The following is a 16,753-nucleotide window of genomic DNA, read 5'->3' on the forward strand; positions in this document are numbered from 1 at the left end:
ATCGGCGTTCCGACGGGGGCCCGGAACGCCGGCACCAGCACTCCGACGGGGGACCGGAGCGCTTGCCTAAAGCGTACACCTACAACCCATGGGATGCGTCAAGACTTAGTCACGACCCGATCTCGCGTCGGTGCAGCGGTATCTCGCTTTGGTTAGCTTCGGGTGTGTGAAAGGTGGGAGGTGGGGCGTCCCTCCCCCTCTCATTGGCCCCGATTACCGCTATGTATGGCAAAAAGACGGCCCCGGCGATGAACAGCAGCCGGTAGGGCCACGGCACCGGCACCACGACCGCCAGGATCAGGCAGATCGTCCGGATGCCCATCTTGACCAGGTAGCTGATCTCGCGCCGATGGACGTCGGCGGTGAGCGACGGACGGGCGTCCGTCACCTGGTGAACCGCCTCTTTCCTGCGCCAACCCCTCATGTTTCCCACCGTAGACCTCGGACGGGGCGCTCGCGAAGGCGCACCCCCCTGGGAGCACAGGTCATGCGATCATGGCCTTCTAGTAAGGAGGATGTGGACATGACGGACCGAACGTACCGGGTGACCGAGATCGTCGGCACTTCGGGGGAGAGCGTCGACGAGGCCATCCGCAACGGCATCCGGCGCGCCTCGCAGACCCTGCGCCACCTCGACTGGTTCGAAGTGACGGAGGTGCGCGGCCACATCGAGGGGGGAGAGGTGGCGCACTTCCAGGTCGGGATGAAGGTCGGCTTCAGGCTGGAAGACGCCTGAGCACGCCCTGACAGCCCGGGAACACCCGGACACGCCCGGGAACTCCGGGGACACACGGGAAACGCCGTCTCTGTCACGGTTCCGTGCGGGACGTGACAGGGGCGGCGCGGGCCGTTCACACTGCGGTCATGCGCCGCCGCCCCGCGCTCCCGCCCGCCCCGCCTGCCCTGGCCGCTGTGCCCGGCGCTGTGCTCAGCGCTGTGCTCGCCGTCGTGCTCGCCTGCGCCCTCGCCGCCTGCGGGACGACCGCCACGCCGCGGGAGGCCGCCGGGCAGACCCCGCCGCGGTCACAGGAGCCTGCCCCGGCCCCTGTCCTGCGCCAGAGCGCCGCCGAGGCGGCCCGTACGGCGGCGAGCCTGCGCCGGCTGGACGACCTGCCGCTGTACGAGATGACCTTCCACGGCGGCTACGACGCCGAGGCGCCCCTCACCGAGCAGGAGCTCGCCCGCCGCGACGACGCGTGGGCCTGCTCGCTGTTCCTGCAGCCCGGCGAGGCCGGCCCGGTGTTCGGCCGCAACTTCGACTGGGACCCGCACCCGGCGATGGTGGTGCACGCCCGCCCGCCGGGAGGCTACGCCTCACTGTCGATCTCGGACGTCTCGTACGTGCTCGGCCACGGCGGCGCCCCGGACCTCGGTGACCCGGCCGACCGGCGGCGGCTGGCGCACGCGGTGCTGGCGCCGTTCGACGGCATGAACGAGAAGGGCCTGGCCGTCGGCCTCGCCCAGGTGCCCGACGCGCTGCTGCCCGCCCGCGCGCCGGGACGCACGACGGTCGGCAGCGCCCGCGTCATGCGGCTGCTCCTGGACCGGGCCGCCACCGTGGACGAGGCGGTCGCCCTCATGCGCCGCTACGACGTCGACTTCTCCGGCGGCCCGCAGGTGCACTACCTGATCGGCGACCGCTCGGGCCGCTCGGCGGTCGTCGAGTACGGCGACGGCAGGCTCAACGTCATCGAGGACCGCGTGCTGACCAACATCACCATGACCGGCGCGAGCCGCGCCACCCGCCTGGCCGATCCCCGCTACCGCGCGCTCAGCCAGGGGGCCGGCGCCGACCCCCTGGCCCTGCTGCGCCGGGTGGCGCAGCCGCACACGCGCTGGTCGGTCGTGTACGACCTGACGGCCGGCACCGCCCGGCTGGTCACCGGGCAGCGCTGGGGCCGTGTGCACGAGCTGGCGATCAGCTCGCCTGGCTGACCGTCGACATGTTGAAGTCGGGCACCCGCACCGGCGGCATGACCGCCCGCGTGAAGTAGTCGCCCCACTCGCGCGGCAGCGTCTGCTCCGGCGCGCCCACCTCCGTGAGGCGGCCCAGCAGGTCGACCGGGCTCTCGTTGAACCGGAAGTTGTTCACCTCGCCCACGACCTCGCCGTGCTCGACCAGGTAGACGCCGTCGCGGGTGAGCCCGGTCAGCAGCAGCGTCTGCGGGTCGACCTGGCGGATGTACCACAGGCAGGTCAGCAGCAGGCCGCGCTCGGTGGAGGCGATCATCTCCTCCAGGGAGCGGCCGTCCTCCGGCCCCTTCATGATCAGGTTGTCGACGGAGGGCGTCACCGGCAGGCCGCTCAGCCCGGCCGAGTAGCGCGTCTGCAGCAGCGCCTCCAGCCGGCCGTCGGCGATCCAGTCGGTGGCCGACAGCGGCAGCCCGTTGTCGAACACCGAGCTCTCCCTGCTGGACGAGCGTGCCGTCACGAACGGCGCGCAGCCGATCCCGGGCGCCGCCGGGTCGCTCGACAGCGTCACGGGCAGCGTGGCGAGCCGCTCGCCGACCCGGGTGCCGCCGCCCGGCTTGGAGAACACCGAGCGGCCGTCCAGCGCGTCCCTGGCGCCGGCGGACCAGAACAGGTAGACCATCAGGTCGGCGACCGCCGTCGGGGGCAGCAGCGTCTCGTAGCGGCCCGCCGGGAGGTCGACGCGCGTCTTGGCCCAGTCGAGCCGCTGCGCCAGCCCCGCGTCGAGGGCGGCCACGTCCACGTCGGTGAAGTCGCGCGTGGCCACCCCGGCCCACGCCGAGCGCTTGAGGTCGGCGGACTTGGCGTTGAGCTCCAGCCGCCCCGACGGCTGGTCGTGGCGCAGCCGCAGCCCGGTCGAGCTGCCGAGGAACGTCGTGGTCAGCGTGTGCTCGGCGAACCCGTACAGCCTCCTGCCGCCCGCCTCGGCGGAGGCGAACGCCTCGCCGAGCGCCGGCGCGAACCCGCGGAACACCTCGATGTCGGTCGGCGTCACCGGGCCGTCCCACGACGCGCTCGCCGGGCCGCCCGCGACGAGCTCGCCCGCGTCCTCGGCCGGCTGCGCGTCGCGCGCGGTCGCGTCGGCGGCGGCCACCACGGCGGCGAGCTGCTCGGGCCGCACCGCGGCGCGCGACACGACGCCCACGCCCCGCCCGGCGATCGAGATCACGGTCAGCCGGCTGGAGCGCGCCACGCCGTTGGTCGTCAGCGTGTTGCCGGCGAAGCGCAGGTTGGCGGTGGACTCCTCGTCCACCAGCACCACGCAGCCGTCGGCCGTGGAGAGCTCCAGGGCCCGCTCCACCATCTCCTGGGGAGTCACTTTCCGCCCTCCTGAACGGTGTTGAGTATCCGTACGTTCCTGAACAGGGCCGACGGGCAGCCGTGGCTGACCGGCGCCACCTGCCCCGGCTGGCCCTTGCCGCAGTTGAAGGCCCCGCCGAGCACGTACGTCTGCGGGCCGCCGACGCGTTCCATCGACTGCCAGAAGTCGGTGGTGGTGGCCTGGTAGGCGAAGTCGCGGACCTGCCCGGCGAGCTCGCCGTGGGAGATCCGGTACGCGCGCTGACCGGTGAACTGGAAATTGTAGCGCTGCATGTCGATCGACCAGCTCTTGTCGCCGACGATGTAGATGCCGCGCTCCACGCCGGAGATGAGCTCCTCCGTCGACGGGCCGCCGGGCGCGGCGGCCAGCGACACGTTGGCCATGCGCTGGATCGGCATGTGGCCGGGCGAGTCGGCGAAGGCGCAGCCGTTGGAGCGGCCCAGGCCCTTCATCAGCGCCATCCGCCGGTCGAGCTGGTAGCCGACCAGGACGCCGTCCTTGACGATGTCGAAGCTCTGCCCCTGCACGCCCTCGTCGTCGTAGCCGATGGTGGCCAGGCCGTGCTCGACGGTGCGGTCGCCGGTCACGTTCATCAGCGGCGAACCGTAGACCAGTTCGCCGAGCTGGTCGAAGGTGGCGAAGCTGGTGCCGGCGTAGGCGGCCTCGTAGCCGAGCGCCCGGTCGAGCTCGGTCGCGTGGCCGATCGACTCGTGGATGGTCAGCCACAGGTTGGACGGGTGGATCACCAGGTCGTAGTCGCCCGCCTCGACCGACGGCGCGGCCAGCTTCTCGGCCAGCAGCTCCGGCAGCGCGGCCAGCTCGGCCGCCCAGTCCCAGCCCGTGCCGGTCAGGTATTCGTAGCCCCGGCCGACCGGCGGCGCGATCGTGGACATGTCGTCGAAGCCGGTCTCCGACGCCTTCATGGCGTTGAGCACGGGATGCACCCGCACCCGCTGCTGCGTCGTCACGGTGCCGGCCGTGTCGGCGTAGAACTTCTGCTCCTTGACCTGCAGCAGCCGCGCCGACACGTGGTCGGCGCCCTTGAGCAGGCCCGCCGACCAGTCGGCCAGCAGCGCCACCTTGTCGGCCGACGGCACGTCGAACGGGTCGACGTCGTAGGACGACACCCAGGTGACCTCGCCGTGCACCGGCTCGGGCGCGAGCTCGATCGGCTCACGGTTGATCGGGGCGCTCACCTCCGCGACCCGCACCGCCTGCTCGGCCACCCGCGCGGCGGCCTCGGGGGTCAGGTCGATCCCGGCGGCGAACCCCCAGGTGCCGCCCTTGACCACGCGCACGGCGTAGCCGAGGTCGTCGGCGTCGGCGGCGCCCTCCAGGCGCGCGTCGTAGAGGCTCAGGGTCTCGGCTCTGATGCGTTCGAGCCGGAAGTCGGCGTGCTCCGCGCCCAGCTCGCGTGCGCGTTGCAGGGCGGCGTCCGCGAGCCGTCTGAGCGGCAGCGCGAGGAAATCGTCATCGATCTGGCGCATGTCCACGATCCTAACGCTGTGATCTTGTATCCCCCGGACAAGCCGGTACCGGCCGGTAGGAGATAGCGTCAGTTCTCATGGCACGCTCTGTACTCGTCACAGGAGGCAATCGCGGCATCGGCCTCGCGATCGCCCGCGAACTGGCCGCGGCCGGCGACGCCGTCGCCGTCACCTACCGATCGGGGGAGCCGCCTGAAGGGCTGTTCGGCGTCCGCTGCGACGTCACCAGCATGGCCGACGTCGAGGCCGCCTTCGACAAGGTCGAGGCCGAGCACGGCCCCGTCGAGGTGCTCGTCTCCAACGCCGGCATCACCAAGGACACGCTGCTGGCGATGATGAAGGAGGAGACCTTCACCGACGTCGTCGACGCCAACCTGACCGGCGCCTTCCGCGTCGCCAAGCGGGCCATCCGCCCGATGATGAAGCTCAAGCGCGGCCGCGTCATCCTCGTCTCCTCCGTCATCGCCATGCTCGGCCAGGCGGGCCAGACCAACTACGCCGCCTCCAAGGCCGGGCTGATCGGCTTCGCCCGCTCCATGGCCCGCGAGTACGGCTCGCGCGGCATCACCGTCAACGTCGTCTCGCCCGGCTTCGTGGCCACCGACATGACGGCCGAGCTCGACACCGACGCGATCGTCAAGAACATCCCGCTCGGCAGGCAGGCGACCCCCTCCGAGGTCGCCCGCGTCGTGCGCTTCCTGGCGAGCGACGACGCCTCCTACATCACCGGGGCCGTGATCCCCGTCGACGGCGGACTCGGAATGGGGCACTGACATGGGACTTCTCGAAGGCAAGCGCATCCTGGTGACCGGCGTGCTCACCGACGCCTCGATCGCCTTCTCGGTCGCCAAGCTGGCGCAGCAGGAGGGCGCCACCGTGGTGCTCACCGGGTTCGGCCGGCTCAGCCTGGTCGAGCGGATCGCCAAGCGGCTGCCCGCCCCGGCGCCGGTGCTGGAGCTCGACGTGCAGAACACCGAGCACCTCGAGTCGCTGGCGGCCCGGGTGGGCGAGCACGTCGACGGCCTCGACGGCGTCGTCCACTCCATCGGCTTCGCCCCGCAGACGGCGCTCGGCGGCAACTTCCTCAACACCACCTGGGAGGACGTCGCCACCGCCGTGCACGTGTCGACCTACTCCTACAAGGCGCTGGCCGTGGCCTGCCTGCCGCTGATGAAGGAGGGCGGCGCGGTCGTCGGCCTCGACTTCGACGCGACCAAGGCGTGGCCGGTCTACGACTGGATGGGCGTGGCCAAGGCCGGCCTGGAGTCGTGCAACCGCTACCTGGCCCGTGACCTGGGCAAGCAGGGCATCCGGGCCAACCTGGTGGCCGCCGGGCCGCTGCGCACGATGGCCGCCAAGTCGATCCCGGGCTTCAAGGAGTTCGAGGACAGCTGGCCGGAGAAGGCCCCGCTCGGCTGGGACCTGGCCGACACGATGCCGGCGGCCCGCGCGTGCGTGGCGCTGATGTCCGACTGGTTCCCGGCCACGACGGGCGAGATCGTGCACGTCGACGGCGGCGTCCACGCGATCGGCGCCTGACCCCGGAGAACCGGCTCGCAGGGCCGGCCTGACGCCGGGCGGGCGCGCCCGGCGGGCGGGTCAGGCGAGCCGGTGGAGGCCGTTGCCGCGCGCCGGCTCGAAGGGGATGGTCTCGCTCTGCTCGCGGCGGTGACGCCGCTGCTGCACGATGCGGGTGGCGGCCACGGCCGTGGCGAGCAGGATGATCGTCAGCGCCGTGCCGACCACGTCGGAGGCGCGGGTGGAGGGCCGTACGACGGGCCGCTCGTCGGCGGGCAGGCCTAACTCCTCGGCGAACGGGTTGGGCCACAGCAGGTCGATCCGGAAGTCCTCCGGGTCGGCCGACGGCTTGTCGCCCACCGGCTCCTGCCGGGAGTCGATCAGGTGCGGCTGGTTGTCCGGCGGCACGACCGTGTCGCCCGGCGGAGTGGTGACGACCTCGGCGGGCACGGCCGTGGTGTCCTCGCGCCGCCCGCGCTCGTCGGCGGGCCGGTCGTCCTCGCCGTCGTCAGGGCCGGTCGTCGTCGGCGTCGGCGTGGTGAGGCCGCCGAGCACGCCGTCCTCGTCGCAGCCCACCACCGGCAGGCACACCTCGTCGAGCGGCTCCGGCAGCAGCTCGGTGACCTTCGGGTCGGGCGGCTCGGGCGGCTCGACGGGGCCCGGGGGGTCGGGCGTGGCGGCGGGTTTGCCGGACGGCTTGCCGGAGGCGCGCGGCCGGCCGGTGGGGACCGCCTCGCCGACCGTGCCGAGCACCGTGTCGGTGGTCTTGTCGAGCCCGTCGGTCACCGGATCGGTGAGCCCGCCGGTGAGCTGGTCGACGGTGCCGGTGACCGCCTCGACGACGCCGCACAGGCTGTCGGTCACCCCGGAGAGCAGTCCGCCGCCGCGCTCGCAGTCGGCGGCCTGGGCGGGTGGCGCCGCGACCGGCACGGCCGCCAGCGCCATCGCCAGCACCCCGGCCGAGATGGCGCTCCTGCTCCCCATTCGTCCCCTCCCGAATCGCTCCCGGAGGAAATCTTTATGGACATCGGCCATCAGACGCAGGTGTTTTCCCGTTAATGTTGCGATTCGGTATCGACTAGTGATACGCGAGTTGAGCTCTCGTTCGCCGTCAATCGGGTGACGACACGTCATCCAGGGCCTCTCGGATCTCGATCGGCAGCACCACGTCCTCGGCCGGGAGGGTGCTCCTGAGCTGCGCCAGCGTGCGGGCGCCGACGATCGCCGAGGCCACCCCGGGCTGGTCGCGCACCCAGGACAGCGCGACGGCCAAGGGCGAGACCCCCAGCCCGTCGGCCGCGGTCATGACCGATTCCACCACCCGGCGGCTGCGTTCGTCGAGATACGGGCGGACGAAATCCGCGAAATGCGGCGTGGCGGCCCGGGAATCGGCCGGGATGCCCGTCCGGTACTTGCCCGTCAGCACGCCCCGGCCGAGCGGCGACCAGGCCAGCACGCCGACCCCGCAGTGCTGGGCGGCGGGCAGCAGCTCGCGCTCGGGGTCGCGGGCCAGCAGCGAGTATTCGGCCTGCACGGCGGTGATCGGCACCCGCCCCGGGGTCGCGCGCTGCGTCACGGCCGCCGCGGCGAGCTGCCAGCCGGTGTAGTCGCACACGCCCGCGTAGACGGCCCGCCCCGAGGAGACGATCGCGTCGACCGCGGCCAGCGTCTCCTCCAGCGGCACCTCGGCGTCGTAGGTGTGCAGCTGCCACAGGTCCACGTAGTCGAGTCCGAGCCGGCCGAGCGAGTCGTCGACGGCGGCGATCAGGTGACGCCGGGAGGCGTCGCGCGGCCGGCGCCCCAGCGGGGTCACCACGGCCTTGGTCGAGATCACCAGCTCGGCCCGCGGCACCGAGTCGCGCAGCATCCGGCCCAGCAGCCGCTCGGCGTCGCCGCCGGTGTAGACGTCGGCGGTGTCGACCAGTGTGCCGCCCGCGTCCATGAACGTGCGCAGCTGGGCCACGGCGTCGTCCGCGTCGGTGTCACGCCCCCACGTCATCGTGCCGAGGCCCATCCGGGACACCGACAGGCCGCTGCGGCCGACATAGCGCTGCTCCATGATCCCGCCAGGTTACCGCTCGGGTGGGTGAAACGCCGTGATAGACGCCTGCGACACTTGGGTCGTGACGACGCTGCTTCTGGCCCGCCACGGGCTCACCGACCTGACGGGGCCGATCCTGGCGGGCCGCACCCCGGGGGTGCACCTCAGCGACGCGGGCCGGGCGCAGGCCGCCGCGCTGGCCGGGCGCGTCGCCTCCGTACGGCTCGACGCGATCGTCTCCAGCCCGCTGGAGCGCTGCGTGGAGACGGCCGAGGCGGTGGCCGGCGGCCGCGGCCTGACGGTGCTGACCGACGAGCGGCTGATCGAGTGCGACTACGGCGCCTGGACCGGGCGCGCGCTCAAGGAGCTGGCGCGGGAGCCGCTCTGGCCGGTCGTCCAGGCCCACCCGAGCGCCGCCGAGTTCCCCGGCGGCGAGTCGCTCGCGGCGATGCAGGCGCGGGCCGTGGCGGCGGTCCGGGAGTGGAATAGACGCCTGGGGGAGAAGGCTGTCTACCTGGCGTGCAGCCACGGAGACGTGATCAAGGCGATCTTGGCCGACGCTCTGGGGCTCCACCTCGATCACTTTCAGCGGATAACTGCTGATCCGGCGGCTCTCACCGTGATTCGCTATGCCCCCTTGCGTCCCTTTGTTCTCAGAGTTAACGATATGGGGGAATTGCGGTTGCCCGAGGATTCGGAGGAGAAAGACGGGGGAGAAAACTCCACCGGGAGCGATGCCGCCGTCGGCGGCGGGCCCGGGACCACGTAAGGTCAGGCTATGCCGGTCTTCGACTACGACCCACCGGAGAGGTTCGTGGCTGGCGCCCTCGGGCGGCCGGGCGCACGAGCCTTCTTTCTGCAGGCCAGGGCCGAGGGCAGACTGACCACCGTGGCGCTGGAGAAGCTGCAGGTCGCCGCGCTCGCCGACAGGCTCGACGAGATGCTCGACGAGGTCCTGCGGCTCAGCGGCGGCACCGCCCGGGTGCCGGCCATCGCCCCCGCCGACCTGGCCGACGACGGCCCCCTCGACGTCCCGGTGTCGGAGGAGTTCAGGGTCGGCACGATGGCGCTGTCCTGGGACGAGGAGAGCTCCCAGGTCGTCATCGAGGCCCAGGAGGTCGTCGACGAGGACGACCTCGACGCGCCCGAGCCCGCGGTGCTGCGGGTGCGCATCAGCGCCGGGGCCGCCCGCGCCTTCACCCAGCGGGCGCTCAAGATCGTGTCGGCGGGACGCCCGCCGTGCCCGCTCTGCGGGCAGCCGCTCGACGCCACGGGTCACGTGTGCGTACGTCTCAACGGCTACCGCGGAGGTGAGGCGGCTTCATGACCGCTCCGGAGAGCGAGCCGGCCGTCAGGCCCACCCCTCTCACGGCCATGAACGAGGAGGAGACGCTCAAGCTGCTCCGCGACGGCCGCCTGGAGGTGGCCGGCCGCCTCGTCGAAGCCACCAACATGACCCTCTACTGCTCGGTCACGCTCGGCTCGCGCAGCGTCGCCTGCGTCTACAAGCCGGTGCGCGGCGAGCGGCCGCTGTGGGACTTCCCCGACGGCACCCTGGCCGCCCGCGAGGTCGCGGCCTTCGAGGTCTCCCAGGCGACCGGCTGGCACGTCGTGCCGCCCACGGTCTACCGCGACGGGCCGTTCGGTCCCGGCATGTGCCAGCTCTGGATCGACACCGAGCGCGAGGTCGACCTGATGCGGCTGGTGCGCAGCCGCAACCCGGTGGTGCGGCGGATGGCGGTGTTCGACGCGATCGTCAACAACGCCGACCGCAAGGGCGGCCACCTGCTGCCGATGCCCACCGGCCACGTCTACGGCGTCGACCACGGCGTCTGCTTCGCCGTGGAGGACAAACTGCGCACCGTGCTGTGGCAGTGGCGCGGCAAGCCGCTGGCCCGCGAGGCGGTGGCGGTGCTCGCCAAGCTGGAGCGCGACCTGGAGTCCGGCTCGCTCGGCCGCCGGCTGCGCGAGCTGCTGACGCTCGCGGAGGTGGAGGCGACGTGGAAGCGGGTGCGCAAGCTCCTCGACACCGGCGTGCACCCCTCGCCCTCCGAGGGCTGGCCTGCCATCCCCTGGCCGCCCATCTAATCCCGTTTACTACGCTTTGCCGCATGTGTACGGTGATCGTGAGAACGGGCCTGCCCCTCACCCTCATGGGGGTGCGCGACGAGTTCGCCGACCGCCCCTGGGAGGGCCCCGGCGAGCACTGGCCCGACTACCCCGGCGTGGTCGGCGGACGTGACCTCAAGGCCGGCGGCACCTGGCTGGCGGTTGACCCGTCCGCCCGGCGCGCCGCCGCGCTCCTCAACGGCCGCGGCCGCGAGGCCCCCGACGCCGTCAAGGTCTCCCGCGGCGACCTGCCGCTGCGCGCCGTCGCCGCCGGCGACCTGCCCGACCTCGACCTGACCCGCTACGACCCCTTCCACCTGGTGCTCGCCGACCCCGGCCGGGCCCGCCTGTTCACCTGGGACGGCGTACGGCTCACCACGACCGGCCTGCCCGACGGCACCAGCATGATCGTCAACAGCGGCCTCGACCCCGCCAGCGAGCGCGTCACCGCGTTCCTGCCCCGGTTCGCGAGCACGGCCGACTGGCACGAGCTGATCACCGATCCGCCCTCCGCCGACCCCGCCGCGCTCATCGTCGACCACACGCTGCCCGACGGCCGCCGCTTCACCACGCTCAGTGTCACCCTGCTCACGCTCGACACCGGCGGAGTGACGTACGACTTCACCGACATGACAGCTGATCGGGACGGATAGGCTCGAAGACATGAGATCGTGGTCCGCCCCCAACATCCCCAAGCTGCCCGGTGAGAGCGTCCCGCTGCGGCTCTACGACACCGCGGCCAAGCAGGTGCGGCAGACCGACCCGGGCCCCACCGCCCGGATGTACGTGTGCGGCATCACCCCTTATGACGCCACGCACCTGGGGCACGCCAACACCTACCTCGCCTTCGACCTCGTCGGCCGCCTCTGGCGCGACGCCGGACACGAGGTGCACTACACGCAGAACGCCACCGACGTGGACGACCCGCTGCTGGAGCGGGCCGAGAGCACCGGCGTCGCCTGGCAGAGCCTGGCCGAGCGCGAGATCGAGCTGTTCCGCACCGACATGGAGGCGCTGCGCATCCTGCCGCCGCGCGAGTACGTGGGCGTCACCGAGGTCGTCGACCGGGTCGCCGATCTCATCGCCGGCCTCGGCGCCAAGGGCGTCACCTACGACCTCGACGGCGACGTCTACTTCAGCGTCGCCGACGCCCCCAAGTTCGGGCAGGTGTCCGGCTACGGCGAGGCCGAGATGCTCACGCTGTTCGCCGAGCGCGGCGGCGACCCCGAGCGGCCCGGCAAGCGCCACCCGCTCGACTGGCTGCTGTGGCGCGCCGAGCGGCCCGGCGAGCCCGCCTGGGACTCACCGCTGGGGCGGGGGCGGCCCGGCTGGCACGTCGAGTGCACCTCCATCGCCCTCGACCACCTGGGCGCCGGCTACGACGTCGCCGGGGGCGGCTCCGACCTGATCTTCCCGCATCACGAGTGCGGCGCCTCCGAGGGCCACGCGGCCACGGGGGAGTGGCCCTTCGCCCGCTTCTACACCCACGCCGGCATGGTGGGGCTCGACGGCGAGAAGATGTCGAAGTCCAAGGGCAACCTGGTGTTCGTGTCCAAGCTGCGGGCCGCCCACGACCCGATGGCGATCCGGCTCGTGCTGCTCGCCCACCACTACCGGGCCGACTGGGGATACGTGCCGGCGATGCTCGCCGAGGCCGAGGCGCGGCTGGAGCGCTGGCGCTCGGCCGTGGCGCTCGCCGCCGCCCCGCCCGCCGGCGACGTGCTCGCGGCCGTGCGCGAGCGGCTCGCCGACGACCTGGACGCCCCCGGCGCGCTCGCCGCCGTCGACGCCTGGGCGGAGGAGGCGCTGGCGGGCCGGGGCACCGACCCCGGCGCCCCGGCCCTGGTCCGCGACCTCACCGACGCCCTCCTCGGCATCGCTCTCTGACGGGCGCGCCCCGTGGCGGCGGGGCGGCCGGTCAGGCGCCCGCCTCGGCGGCCATGGGGGCCGCCGGGGTGAAGCCGGCGAGCTCGGCCGAGAACCACTCGATGGTCCGCCGCAGCCCCTCCTCGGCGGGCACCTGGGCCTTCCAGCCGAGCCGCTCGGCCGCCAGCGACGTGTCCGGCCGGCGCACCCGGGGGTCGTCGGCCGGCCGGTCGATGAACTCGATCGGCGACGACGACCCGCTCAGGTCCCTGACCATCGTGGCCAGCTCCAGCATGGTCAGCTCGTCCGGGTTGCCGATGTTCACCGGCCCGGCGAAGTCGCTGGCCGCCATCGCCAGGATGCCCGACACCGTGTCGTCCACATAGCAGATCGACCGGGTCTGCGAGCCGTCACCGGTGATCGTGATCGGCTCGCCCATGAGCGCCTGCCGGATGAACGTCGGGATCGCCCGGCCGTCGAACGGCCGCATCCGGGGCCCGTACGTGTTGAAGATCCGCACGATGCCCGTGTCGGTGCCCCGGGCGTGCCGGTAGGCCGTGGTCAGCGACTCGGCGAAGCGCTTGGCCTCGTCGTAGACGCTGCGCGGGCCGACCGGGTTGACGTTGCCCCAGTACGTCTCGCGCTGCGGGTGCTCCAGCGGGTCGCCGTACACCTCGCTGGTGGAGGCGAGCACGAACCGCGCGCCCTTCTCCCGGGCCAGCCCGAGCGCGTGCAGGGTGCCGACGCTGCCGACGCGCAGCGTCTCGATCGGGTAGCGCAGGTAGTCGGCCGGAGAGGCGGCCGAGGCGAAGTGCAGGACCAGGTCCAGCCGGTCGGGCACGTGCACGTAGCCGGTCAGGTCGCATTCGATGATGCGGAACGACGGCCGGTCGATCAGGTGTTCCACGTTGCGTGGGCCGCCGGTGAGGAAGCTGTCCATGCAGACCACGTCCGCCCCCTCGTCCAGCAGCCGCTCGCACAGGTAGGAGCCGAGGAACCCGGCTCCTCCGGTGACCAGCGCCCTCATGACGTGACCTCCATTGCGGCGTCGACGACTTCGGATACTTCGATCTTCAGCAGCCCCGGGTCGGGCCGTTCCCCGTGCGGGTCCCCGTTGCGGCCCGCCCAGAGCGCGACGTGCCGCCAGCCGGGCGGCGGCCCCCACAGCGCGGGCGACACCGGCCCGAACAGCACCACCGACGGCACGCAGAACGCGGTCGCCAGGTGGGCGACGCCGGTGTCGCCGCACACGACCAGCCGGGCCCGGCCGACGAGGTCGATCAGGTCGGCCAGGTCGGTGCGGCCGGCCAGCATCCGTTCCGGCGGCAGCCCGGCCAGCTCGGCGACCCGCCGGGCGATGCCGACCTCGGCGGCGCTGCCGGTGACGACCACGTCGTCCAGCGCCGCCGCCACCCGGGCGAACCGCTCCGGCGGCCACCGGCGCGCCGGGTAGGCGGCGCCCGGGTGCACGATCGCCGGGCCGGTCCGATCGGAGACGCCGAGCGTCAGGTCGTCCGGGTCGGCGGGGATGCCGTGCCATTCCAGCAGCTCGCACCAGCGCCGCACCTCGTGCAGGTCGTCGCGCCAGGCGGGGCCCGTCCCGTAGCTGATCAGCCTGCCCGGGCCGGTACGGCGCAGCGCCTCGATGCTCTGCGGGCCCTTGCCGTGCAGGTTGACCGCGATGTCGGGCCGCTCGAACGGCACCGGCCCCGGCCCCGACACGTCGAGGTGCGCGTCCACCGCCCCGATGAACGGCAGCAGCGGGCCCAGCACGGCGGGCGCGGCGAGCGTGATCCGGTGCTCCGGGAAGGCCTGGCGCAGCGCGCGCAGCGGGGGGACGGCCGTCAGCAGGTCGCCCAGTCCCAGCCCGCGCAGCACCAGCAGTTCTAGGGCCATGACGTCTCCGTGCCGGGGCAGATGACGAGCTCCCTGATCTCGCAGCCGGCCGGTTGCGACAGCGCGAACACCACCGTCCTGGCGACGTCCGCCGGGTCGTTCAGCCCGGCCTCGGGACCCGGCTTGTACTGTTCGGGGCGGCCGTCGAAGAAGCTCGTCCGCATGCCGCCCGGCACCAGCAGCGTCACGCCGATCTCGCCGCGCATCTCCAGCGCCAGCGCCCGGGTGAAGCCGACGACGCCGAACTTCGACGCGCTGTAGGCCGAGGCGTCGCTGAGCGGCCGCAGCCCGAGAGTCGAGGCGCAGGTGACGACCCGGCCCCGCGACGCCTTCAGGTGCGGCAGCGCCGCCCGGACGACCGCGGCCGTGCCGAGCAGGTTCACCCGGATCACCCGCTCCCAGTCGTCGGCGGGCACGTCCTCCAGCCGCCCGCACGCGTCGATGCCCGCGGCGGTGACGACGGCGTCCAGGCCGCCGGCCCGCTCGGCCAGCTCCCGCACCGCCCGCTCGGCCTCGCCCCGGTCGGCCAGGTCGGCGGTCACGTGCTCGAAGCGCTGGTCGGGGTCGCGCACGTCGACGACCAGCGGACGCCAGCCCTCCTTCTCCACCGCTTCCGCCGTGGCCAGGCCGAGCCCGGACGCGCCTCCCGTGATCAATACGTTCATCGGATCTCCCTGATCAGATTCGTGGTCGACCGTCCCGGCAGCAGGCTCAGCACGACCGTTTCCGCGCCGAGCCCTGCCAGGACCTCGGATTCGGGCAGGTTCCCGCCCTCGTAGTCGCCGCCCTTCACCCACACGTCGGGGCGGAGCAGCTCGATCGCGTCCACGGGGGTGTCCTCGTCGAACACCAGCACCGCGTCCACGCAGCTCAGCGCGCGCAGCACCTCGACCCGGTCGCGGACGTCCACGACCGGCCGGGCGGGGCCCTTGAGCCTGCGCACCGACGCGTCGGAGTTGACGCAGACGACGAGCGCGTCGCCCAGCGCCCTGGCCCGCCGCAGCAGGCTCACGTGCCCGGCGTGCAGCAGGTCGAAGCAGCCCCCGGTGGCGATCAGCCGCCCGCCGGAGGCCCGGGTGAGCTCGGCCACCTCGACCGCGGTGCGCGGCCGGTCGCCCAGCTCCTGCTCCTGGACGCGGACCGCGGCGGCGCCGCCGCGCGCGACGAAGCGCGAAGCCTCGCCGACGCCGATCGTCACCGCCTCCTCCACGTCCGCGCCGGCCCGCAGGGCGAGCGCGGCGGCGCTCGCGAGCCGGTCACCGGCGCCGCACACGTCCTGGCCGGTGGCCAGCACGGGCGCCGGAATCCTGGTGAGGGAGCCGTCGCGCCGCGCCAGCGAGGCGCCGCGCGTCCCGGCCGTCACGGCGACCGCCCGGGCGTCCAGCTCGCGCAGCAGCCGCCGGGCGGCCCGGTCGGGGCCGGGGTAGGGGCCGGGGCACAGGCCGCGCGCCTCCGCCTCGCTCGGCGTGACCAGGGCGCAGCCCGCCGGGGGCCGCTCGCCCTTCGGGTGCGGGTCCCACACGACCGGCACGTCCACGCCCCGCAGCAGCTCCAGCGCGACCCGGGCGACGCCCCGGCCGTAGTCGGCGACCAGCACCGCGCCCGCCCCGGCGACCGCCTCGGCCGCCCTGGCGTGCTCGGGCGCCCGCCTGGCCCGGCCGTCGCCGGTGTCGATCCGCAGCAGCGTCTGGCCGCGCGACCTGATCCTCGTCTTGCGTACGGTGCCGCCGCGCAGCGGAAGGCGGACCAGCTCCAGCTCGTCGGCCAGCAGCCCGCACAGGCGGCGGCCGGCCGGGTCGTCGCCGATCGCGGTGATCAGCACCACGTCGGCGCCGTCGCGGGAGGCGAGCAGCGCCGCCAGGCCCGCGCCGCCGGGCCGGGCGCGCTCGGCGGCCACGTCCACCACCGGCACGGGCGCGTCGGGGCACAGGCGCTCGGTCTCGCCCTCGACGTCCACGTCGAGCAGCGTGTCCCCGATCACCACGAGCGGCCCCATCACAGCGCCTCTTCGACCGCGTCGCAGAGCATGTGGATCATCGCGAGGTGGACCTCCTGGACGGTGGCCGTGTCGTCGAACGGCACGGCGACGGTCTCGTCGCAGACGTCGGCCAGCGGGTTCGGCGCGGGCCCGGTCAGCGCCCAGGCGAGGATGCCGGCCTCCTGCGCCGCCAGCGCCGCGTTGATCACGTTCGTGCTGCCGCCGCTGGTCGACAGGCACACCAGCACGTCACCGGGCCGGCCGTGCGCCCGCACCTGGCGGGCGTACACCTCGTCGGCGCCGTAGTCGTTGACGATCGCGGTCATCGAGGAGGTGTCGGCGTGCAGCGGGATCGCCGCGTACGGCTGCCTGTCGTCCTTGAACCTGCCGACCAGCTCGGCCGTCAGGTGCTGCGCCTCGGCCGCCGACCCGCCGTTGCCGCAGGCCAGCAGCCGGCCGCCGGCCGACAGCACGCCCGCCAGCTTGCCGCCCCAGGCGCGGACCGTGACCGCGTGGCCGTCGACCCGCGCCAGGGCGGTGCGGAGCTTCTCCAGATGCGTGTCCAT

At 73.3% G+C, this 16,753-nt stretch carries 19 protein-coding genes; 9 read left to right on the forward strand and 10 right to left on the reverse strand.

Annotated features, from left to right (window positions below; genetic code table 11):
* Positions 1-109: 109 nt before the first annotated feature.
* Complete coding sequence (locus AB0G11_RS17515; protein ID WP_219505599.1) at positions 110-424, reverse strand: DUF3099 domain-containing protein; 315 nt, start codon at positions 422-424, stop codon at positions 110-112.
* A gap of 99 nt (positions 425-523) precedes the next feature.
* Here AB0G11_RS17515 and AB0G11_RS17520 point away from each other — a divergent pair, with 99 nt between their 5' ends.
* On the forward strand, positions 524-736 hold the full coding sequence (locus AB0G11_RS17520) for a dodecin (protein ID WP_049573305.1): 213 nt from the start codon (positions 524-526) through the stop codon (positions 734-736).
* Between the two features lie 128 nt (positions 737-864).
* Positions 865-1,935, forward strand: coding sequence for a carcinine hydrolase/isopenicillin-N N-acyltransferase family protein (locus tag AB0G11_RS17525; RefSeq protein WP_357586767.1), 1,071 nt, complete (start codon positions 865-867; stop codon positions 1,933-1,935).
* Here AB0G11_RS17525 and AB0G11_RS17530 read toward each other — a convergent pair.
* Both AB0G11_RS17530 and AB0G11_RS17535 read right to left on the reverse strand, forming a co-directional pair.
* The gene (locus AB0G11_RS17530) at positions 1,919-3,289 is read right to left on the reverse strand and encodes a metallopeptidase TldD-related protein (RefSeq protein WP_357586769.1); all 1,371 of its coding nucleotides are present in this window, start codon (positions 3,287-3,289) and stop codon (positions 1,919-1,921) included. The genes AB0G11_RS17525 and AB0G11_RS17530 overlap by 17 nt on opposite strands.
* Positions 3,286-4,779, reverse strand: a complete 1,494-nt coding sequence (locus AB0G11_RS17535) for a TldD/PmbA family protein (protein WP_219505594.1) — start codon at positions 4,777-4,779, stop codon at positions 3,286-3,288. Before AB0G11_RS17535 ends, AB0G11_RS17530 begins: the two co-directional genes overlap by 4 nt.
* Positions 4,780-4,856: 77 nt before the next feature.
* Here AB0G11_RS17535 and fabG point away from each other — a divergent pair, with 77 nt between their 5' ends.
* Both fabG and fabI read left to right on the forward strand, forming a co-directional pair.
* Positions 4,857-5,552 carry a 3-oxoacyl-ACP reductase FabG gene (fabG, locus tag AB0G11_RS17540; protein ID WP_219505592.1) on the forward strand — a complete coding sequence of 232 codons (696 nt, stop codon included), beginning with the start codon at positions 4,857-4,859 and terminating at the stop codon, positions 5,550-5,552.
* A 1-nt stretch (position 5,553) separates the two neighbouring features.
* Complete coding sequence (fabI, locus tag AB0G11_RS17545; RefSeq protein WP_219505590.1) at positions 5,554-6,318, forward strand: enoyl-ACP reductase FabI; 765 nt, start codon at positions 5,554-5,556, stop codon at positions 6,316-6,318.
* A 60-nt stretch (positions 6,319-6,378) separates the two neighbouring features.
* On the opposite strand, the gene AB0G11_RS17550 is transcribed toward fabI, so the two are convergent.
* Positions 6,379-7,281, reverse strand: a complete 903-nt coding sequence (locus tag AB0G11_RS17550) for a hypothetical protein (protein WP_219505588.1) — start codon at positions 7,279-7,281, stop codon at positions 6,379-6,381.
* A 127-nt stretch (positions 7,282-7,408) separates the two neighbouring features.
* A complete protein-coding gene (locus tag AB0G11_RS17555; protein WP_219505586.1) occupies positions 7,409-8,356 on the reverse strand; it encodes an aldo/keto reductase in 948 nt (315 codons plus the stop codon).
* Positions 8,357-8,420: 64 nt separating this feature from the next.
* On the opposite strand from AB0G11_RS17555, the gene AB0G11_RS17560 reads away from it, so the two are divergent.
* From AB0G11_RS17560 to mshC, 5 genes are read left to right on the forward strand one after another with little or no spacing between them, the layout of a single operon-like run.
* Complete coding sequence (locus AB0G11_RS17560; protein ID WP_357586771.1) at positions 8,421-9,107, forward strand: MSMEG_4193 family putative phosphomutase; 687 nt, start codon at positions 8,421-8,423, stop codon at positions 9,105-9,107.
* A 9-nt stretch (positions 9,108-9,116) separates the two neighbouring features.
* On the forward strand, positions 9,117-9,665 hold the full coding sequence (locus AB0G11_RS17565; protein ID WP_219505583.1) for a DUF3090 domain-containing protein: 549 nt from the start codon (positions 9,117-9,119) through the stop codon (positions 9,663-9,665).
* Entirely contained in the window at positions 9,662-10,426 is a 765-nt protein-coding gene (locus AB0G11_RS17570) for an SCO1664 family protein (RefSeq protein WP_357586773.1), read from the forward strand. Before AB0G11_RS17565 ends, AB0G11_RS17570 begins: the two co-directional genes overlap by 4 nt.
* A gap of 23 nt (positions 10,427-10,449) precedes the next feature.
* Entirely contained in the window at positions 10,450-11,100 is a 651-nt protein-coding gene (locus AB0G11_RS17575) for an NRDE family protein (RefSeq protein WP_357586775.1), read from the forward strand.
* Between the two features lie 10 nt (positions 11,101-11,110).
* Positions 11,111-12,334, forward strand: a complete 1,224-nt coding sequence (gene mshC, locus AB0G11_RS17580) for a cysteine--1-D-myo-inosityl 2-amino-2-deoxy-alpha-D-glucopyranoside ligase (protein WP_219505576.1) — start codon at positions 11,111-11,113, stop codon at positions 12,332-12,334.
* A 31-nt stretch (positions 12,335-12,365) separates the two neighbouring features.
* Here the strand turns inward: mshC and AB0G11_RS17585 are convergent, their stop codons facing one another.
* The 5 genes from AB0G11_RS17585 to AB0G11_RS17605 are packed head-to-tail and all read right to left on the reverse strand — an operon-like array spanning position 12,366 to position 16,753.
* Complete coding sequence (locus AB0G11_RS17585) at positions 12,366-13,340, reverse strand: UDP-glucuronic acid decarboxylase family protein (RefSeq protein ID WP_219505574.1); 975 nt, start codon at positions 13,338-13,340, stop codon at positions 12,366-12,368.
* Positions 13,337-14,209, reverse strand: coding sequence for a glycosyltransferase family 9 protein (locus AB0G11_RS17590; RefSeq protein WP_357586777.1), 873 nt, complete (start codon positions 14,207-14,209; stop codon positions 13,337-13,339). Before AB0G11_RS17590 ends, AB0G11_RS17585 begins: the two co-directional genes overlap by 4 nt.
* Positions 14,200-14,874: an SDR family oxidoreductase gene (locus tag AB0G11_RS17595; protein ID WP_219505570.1), complete on the reverse strand. Its 675-nt coding sequence runs from the start codon at positions 14,872-14,874 to the stop codon at positions 14,200-14,202. Before AB0G11_RS17595 ends, AB0G11_RS17590 begins: the two co-directional genes overlap by 10 nt.
* Positions 14,871-16,193: a PfkB family carbohydrate kinase gene (locus AB0G11_RS17600; RefSeq protein WP_357586779.1), complete on the reverse strand. Its 1,323-nt coding sequence runs from the start codon at positions 16,191-16,193 to the stop codon at positions 14,871-14,873. The genes AB0G11_RS17595 and AB0G11_RS17600 overlap by 4 nt, the downstream gene beginning before the upstream one ends.
* A gap of 11 nt (positions 16,194-16,204) precedes the next feature.
* Positions 16,205-16,753 carry an SIS domain-containing protein gene (locus AB0G11_RS17605; protein WP_357586781.1) on the reverse strand — a complete coding sequence of 183 codons (549 nt, stop codon included), beginning with the start codon at positions 16,751-16,753 and terminating at the stop codon, positions 16,205-16,207.

Origin of the sequence: Nonomuraea sp. NPDC023979, from assembly GCF_040639085.1 — a bacterium.
Lineage (GTDB): Bacteria > Actinomycetota > Actinomycetes > Streptosporangiales > Streptosporangiaceae > Nonomuraea > Nonomuraea ceibae.